Origin of the sequence: Cryobacterium sp. 10I1 (assembly GCF_035019805.1) — a bacterium.
GTDB lineage: Bacteria > Actinomycetota > Actinomycetes > Actinomycetales > Microbacteriaceae > Cryobacterium > Cryobacterium glucosi.
This window is the reverse complement of sequence record NZ_JASJVF010000217.1, coordinates 1-5,607: the sequence shown is the minus strand read 5'-3', so window position 1 is coordinate 5,607 and position 5,607 is coordinate 1. Positions and strand designations below refer to the sequence as shown.

Annotated in this window: 4 protein-coding genes and 1 pseudogene; 2 read left to right on the top strand and 3 right to left on the bottom strand. The window is 67.6% G+C overall.

Annotated elements, in window-relative coordinates; translation table 11 throughout:
• The 3 genes and pseudogenes from QN345_RS14960 to QN345_RS14950 form a co-directional block, all read right to left on the bottom strand.
• Positions 1–277 (bottom strand): annotated as a pseudogene (locus tag QN345_RS14960) (ATP-binding protein); the annotation flags it as partial.
• Positions 278–430: 153 nt separating this feature from the next.
• Positions 431–2,014 carry an Rv2578c family radical SAM protein gene (locus QN345_RS14955; RefSeq protein ID WP_322188465.1) on the bottom strand — a complete coding sequence of 528 codons (1,584 nt, stop codon included), beginning with the start codon at positions 2,012–2,014 and terminating at the stop codon, positions 431–433.
• 115 nt (positions 2,015–2,129) lie between these two features.
• Complete coding sequence (locus QN345_RS14950) at positions 2,130–3,602, bottom strand: malate:quinone oxidoreductase (RefSeq protein WP_322189872.1); 1,473 nt, start codon at positions 3,600–3,602, stop codon at positions 2,130–2,132.
• A gap of 169 nt (positions 3,603–3,771) precedes the next feature.
• Here QN345_RS14950 and QN345_RS14945 point away from each other — a divergent pair, with 169 nt between their 5' ends.
• Entirely contained in the window at positions 3,772–4,770 is a 999-nt protein-coding gene (locus QN345_RS14945; protein WP_134449865.1) for a glycoside hydrolase family 6 protein, read from the top strand.
• Between the two features lie 86 nt (positions 4,771–4,856).
• Positions 4,857–5,607 (top strand): response regulator transcription factor (locus QN345_RS14940; RefSeq protein WP_323508811.1); only part of this gene is annotated, 751 nt, incomplete at its 3' end.

The window sequence follows — 5,607 nt, the reverse complement described above, 5'->3', positions numbered from 1 at the left end:
GGGTGACGCTGACGACGTAGGTGACGACGGAGCCGACAAGAAGGTAGGCGACCGAGAGCAGCACGGTGCGGTGGCGGGACAGGAGGAAGAGGAGGATCGCCATCGAGAGGATCCCGATCAGGCTCACGCCGATCTGCGCGCTCGGGTGGCTGATGCCGAGAACGGCGATCGAGACGAGGGCACCGACCAGGCAGGTGAGGCCGAACCAGTGCGTGGCCTGGGCCAGGGCACGCCCGACCGAGGTACCGACCAGATGGTCGGGGAGGCCTAGGGTCATTGCCGCTCCGTTCTCCGTCGATTATCGCATCCGGTGGAGTCCTTCTGGCGTGAAGGGTCGCGAATCGAGGTTCGCGTGGGCGTTGAACGTCGATCTGCGACACCTCAGCCGGGGCGGGGGCGCAGCGAGGCATCCGCTGTGCGGAGCCGCAGTTCAGAACAGGGTCGGCTGCAGCTCAGGCGGGAGCTCGCCCGCAATGAGCAACCCCGGGCCGGGCACGGGCCGGCCAGGGAACGCAGGGACGGCGGGCGCGGGGCGGGCGAGCGCGCGGGAGCGGACGCCTCCGGTGACGGGATCCTCGAGCCCGTGCTCGAGCCCATGCGCCCGGATCAGCGGCTTGATCCGGAGCGCGAGCCATTGCCGGTAGCCCTTGGGTGCGTAGGCGTTGCGACCGTAGAGCTCGTGGTAGCGGGGCACGAGGTCAGGGTGGTCCCTCGCGAGCCACTGCATGAACCAGTCGCGCACCCCCGGCCGCAGGTGCAGCGCGGTGTACATCACGTCGGAGGCCCCGGCAGCCTTCGCCTGGCGGAGGGCGTCGTCGAGGTGCGCCCGGGTGTCGGTGAGGAACGGCAGGATCGGCATCATGAACACGGAGCAGCGCAGGCCGCGCTCCCGGATGGCGGTCACCGTGGCGAGGCGCGCCGCCGTGGATGGCGTGCCCGGCTCGACTGCTGACTGCAGCTCGTCGTCGTAGATCGCGATCGAGAGGGCGAGGTCGACGGGCACGAGCGTGCTCGCCTCCACGAGCAGATCGAGGTCGCGCCGGATCAGGGTGCCTTTGGTCAGGATCGAGAGCGGGGTGCCGGAGTCGGCGAGCGCCGCGATCACGCCCGGCATCAGCCGGTAGCGACCCTCTGCACGCTGGTAGGGATCGGTGTTGGTGCCGAGCGCGACGGCGTTGCGCTCCCAGGCGGGCCTGGCGAGCTCCTTGCGGAGAACCTCGGCGACGTTGACCTTCACGATGATCTCGTTGTCGAAGTCCTTGCCGGCGTCGAGGTCGAGGTACGTGTGCGTGTTGCGGGCAAAACAGTTGTGGCTGATGACCCCGTTGGCAATGAAGTCGCCGGTCCCGGTCGTGATGTCGATCATGTCCATCGTGGTCCCCAGGTCCTCGACGGACACGACCTGAAGCAATGCCGCGGACTTCACGGCTGCACCGGCGATGGACAGCTTCCGGTCAATGGCGGGCCCTACGAGCCCGAAACCCATGAGTTTGTTGTTCTCGGTCAGGTAGGGACGTTGACCGTCCCCGCGCATGGCGCGGGTGACGAACTTCCACCCTCGCTCGGTGAGGAAGCGGTGGTCTCCGCTGGCCACGAGCTCGGTGCCGTCAGCGAGGATGACGCGGTAGCCGCGCTTCCGGGTGTCCCAGGAAGCGAGCACTGTGGTCTGCACATACCGCCGGTAGGCGCCGACGGTCTCCGTGCCCATGATCGCATCGCCAACCCTGACCTCCCAGAGTGGCTTCTGCCGTCCGTCGGCCATCAGGATGAGCGTTTCCGGGCTCAGGCAGTATGTGCACGCATGGGAGCAGCCTCGGTAGGGGTTGATCGTCCAGCCGAACGGCATGGCACTCTGGCCGGGCACCCGGTTGAGCGCGGACTTGGCCTGGATCTCGTGGAAGGTGATCCCCGCGAACTCGGGGGTGCGCACGCTCCGCACCAGGTTGTTCAGCCGGGCAAGACCGGGAAGCGCGCCCGCCTGTTCCGTCGTGAGTTCCTGCCCGCTCCACCGCATGCATACATTCGAACACACGTTCGATGCCTGCGCAAGGGTGACGCAGCATCCGCCCTCACCGATTCGACGGAGATCGTGCCCGACTCCGTCGGATCGGTCAGGGGTTGGTGATCGGTCAGGGGTTGGTGAGGTGCAGGGTCGCGGCGGTCGCGGCGAGGGAGGCTGCGGCGCGAGCGGGGTCGTCGGACAGGGTCGTGCCGAGGCTCGGGATCAGTTCGCGGAGTCGCGGTTCCCAGGCCGGGTACTGCTCGGGGAAGCAGCGCTTGAGCAGGTCGACCATGATCGGAGCCGCGGTCGATGCCCCGGGGGATGCCCCGAGCAGGCCGGCGATGCTGCCGTCGGCCGAGGTGATGACCTCGGTGCCGAATTGCAGCACGCCGCCCTCCTTCGGGTCCTTCTTCATCACCTGGACACGCTGGCCCGCGGTGATGAGCTCCCAGTCGGCCATCTTCGCCGTCGGCATGAACTCCTGCAGGGCCTTGAGCTTGGCGGTGCGGGACGCGAAGACCTCGCCGAAGAGGTACTTCATCAGGCCGACGTTGTGCCTGGCGACGGCGAGCATCGGGCCGATGTTGTGCCCACGGACAGAGAAGGGGAGGTCGAACCAGGTGCTCGACTTGAGGAACTTGGGCGTGAACCCCGCGAAGGGCCCGAACAGCAGCGAGGCCTCCCCCTCGACGTGGCGGGTGTCGAGGTGCGGGACAGACATCGGCGGGGCGCCGACGGCGGCCTTGCCGTAAACCTTGGCCTGGTGCTGGGCAACGACCGCGGGATTGGTCGTGCGCAGGAACTGGCCGCTGATCGGGAACCCGCCGAAGCCGCGTGCCTCGGGGATGCCGCTTTGCTGCAGCAGGGCGAGCGCGCCGCCGCCGGCACCCACGAACACGAAGCGGGCCTTCACAATGCTGGGGTGCCCGCCGACGAGGCGCCGGAGGTTCAGCCGCCAGGTGCCGTCCGTCAGCTTCTTCAGGCCGGTGACCTGCTGGTTGACGTGGACGCCGACACCCTTGGCTGCGAGGTCGTCGAAGAGGTAGCGGGTGAGTGCGCCGAAGTCGACATCGGTGCCCGAGGCGATCCGGGTCGCGGCGATGCGCTGGTTCTTCGGGCGGTTCTTCGTGAGCAGCGGGGTCCAGGTGCCGATGACGGCCGGGTCTTCGCTGTATTCCATCCCGTGGAAGAGCGGCTGGTCCTTGAGCGCCGCGAACCGTTTGCGCAGGTATTCGACGTTGGACTTGCCGTGCACGAACGTCATGTGCGGCGTCGAGTTGATGAACTTCGTCGGTTCGGGCAGAACGCCGTCAATGACCAGGGACGACCAGAGCTGGCGGCTGATCTGGAACTGCTCATTGATGCTCACGGCCTTGTCGGCGGTGACGCTTCCGTCGCTCGCCTGGGGCATGTAGTTGAGCTCGCACAGGGCAGCGTGACCGGTCCCCGCGTTGTTCCAGGGGTTCGAGCTCTCCTGGGCGACCTCGCCGAGGCGCTCGTAGACCTCGATACTCCAGTCGGGCTGCACCTGTTTGATCAAGGTGCCGAGAGTGGCGCTCATGACGCCGCCACCAATAAGTACGACATCAACCTGCGCCATTGGATTCACACGTTCGAGTGTAACGCCGCGCGCACGGGCGCCTGACCGCGTCCGATACCGCCGATCACCCCGGACTGGGGGCGAAATGGGACACCAAAACGGAACAAAGATCCGTCAGACGATACTCCTGCGTAACATATCTGTATAACCCCCCCGATAGGGTGGGTTCGTGCATTCGTCCGGCTCGCGTACAGGTCTCGTCCTCGGCATCATCGCCCTGGCGGTGCCCGTGCTTGCCCTCGGCACTTTCGTCAGCGCTTTCGCCCTGCAGGTACCCGGAGGTCAGACCGTGAACCCGCTGGCAACCACCTCGTTCTACGTTAATCCGTCCTCCTCGGCGGCGCAGGCCGCAGCGGATGCAGCCGAAAGGTTCGGGGCGACCTCGGCAGAGGCGACGGCGCTGGGCCGGCTCGCCGCCCAGCCCGCGGCGATCTGGCTGACGCCGGAGAAGTATCCGCTCGACACGGTCGGCGAAGAGGTCGCGACCATCACAGATGCCGCGATCAAGGACGGGAAGACAGCCGTCTTCGTTCTCTACGGAATCCCCAACCGGGACTGCGGCAACTTCTCGGCCGGCGGACTCTCGGTGCTCGAATACCCCGGCTGGGTGCAGGCGATCGCGACGAGCCTGACGTTGCGCGAGGCCGTCGTGATCCTCGAGCCCGATGCCCTCTCCCTCGCCACCCAGTGCAACAACGTCGAGGAGCGGGTGCACGAGGTGCACACCGCAGTCGACCTCCTCGCACCCACGCGCGCAACGGTCTACCTCGACGCCGGCCACTCCGAATGGATCGCCCCGTCCGCGATGGCCGGGCTGCTCAACCGCTCGGGCATCGCCTCCGTGCGCGGTTTCGCGACGAACGTGTCCAACTACATGGACTCCGCGGCCGAGCACGCGTATGCACAGCAGGTCTCCGACCTCACCAACGGCGCCCACTACGTGATCGACACCTCCCGCAACGGTGCGGGCTCGAACGGCGAGTGGTGCAATCCCCCCGGCCGCGCCCTCGGCGTCCTGCCCTCCGTCGTCTCGAACCAGGGCGCCCAGGATGCGAACCTCTGGATCAAGCAGCCGGGCGAGAGCGACGGAACCTGCAACGGCGGCCCCACGGCAGGGGACTGGTGGAACGCCCAGGCACTCGCGCTCACCAAGGCCGCCGGATGGTAAGCCCCGGTGCCGCCGGCACTCCCCTCGACAGCACACCGTTCATTGTTCGTTTTCGGTCGCAGGCCGAAGCAGCTAGGAGATAGATCATGGAAACAACGGAGAGTGAGCGGCGCGTTGCTGTCATCATCGAGGACGACGACGATATCCGTCATCTCCTCGAGGCCGTGTTGACCCAGGCCGGTTTCGACGCAATCGCGACGAGCAACGGTGTCGACGGCGTGCGCGCGGTGCGGGCGTACGACCCGATCGTCACGACCCTCGACGTGAGCATGCCGGGTATGGACGGCCTCGAGACCGCGAAGCGCATTCGCGCCTTCAGCTCGACCTACATCGTGATGCTCACCGCGCGCGACGAGGAAATCGACACCCTGCAGGGCCTGGAGGCCGGCGCAGACGACTATATGACCAAGCCGTTCCGCCCGCGCGAACTGCGCGCCAGGATCGACGCCATGATGCGTCGTCCCCGCCAGGCCCTCGTCTCACCGTCTTCGACCTATGCGGATGCCCCGTCTGCGGACGCTTCCGACGACTCCGGCTTCCCGGCAGCGCCGGCCGAGTATGCGACCTCAGAGCACGCCACCACCGACTACGCGCAGGCCGCATCCGCGCCGGAATACGCGCAGGCCCCTCCGGTCGAGTACCGGCCGGCCACAGCGGCTCCGCACTACCAGCAGCCGCCCGTTGCGCAGCCGACGACCTACCAGCAGGCCCCGCAGCAGCCGCAGGCACCGCAGTACCAGCAGGCGCCGCCCGCGCAGTACCAGCAGGCGCCACCGCAGCAGGCCGCGCCGCCCGTGCAGTATCAGCAGGCCCCACCGCCCGGATACGTCCCCGGGC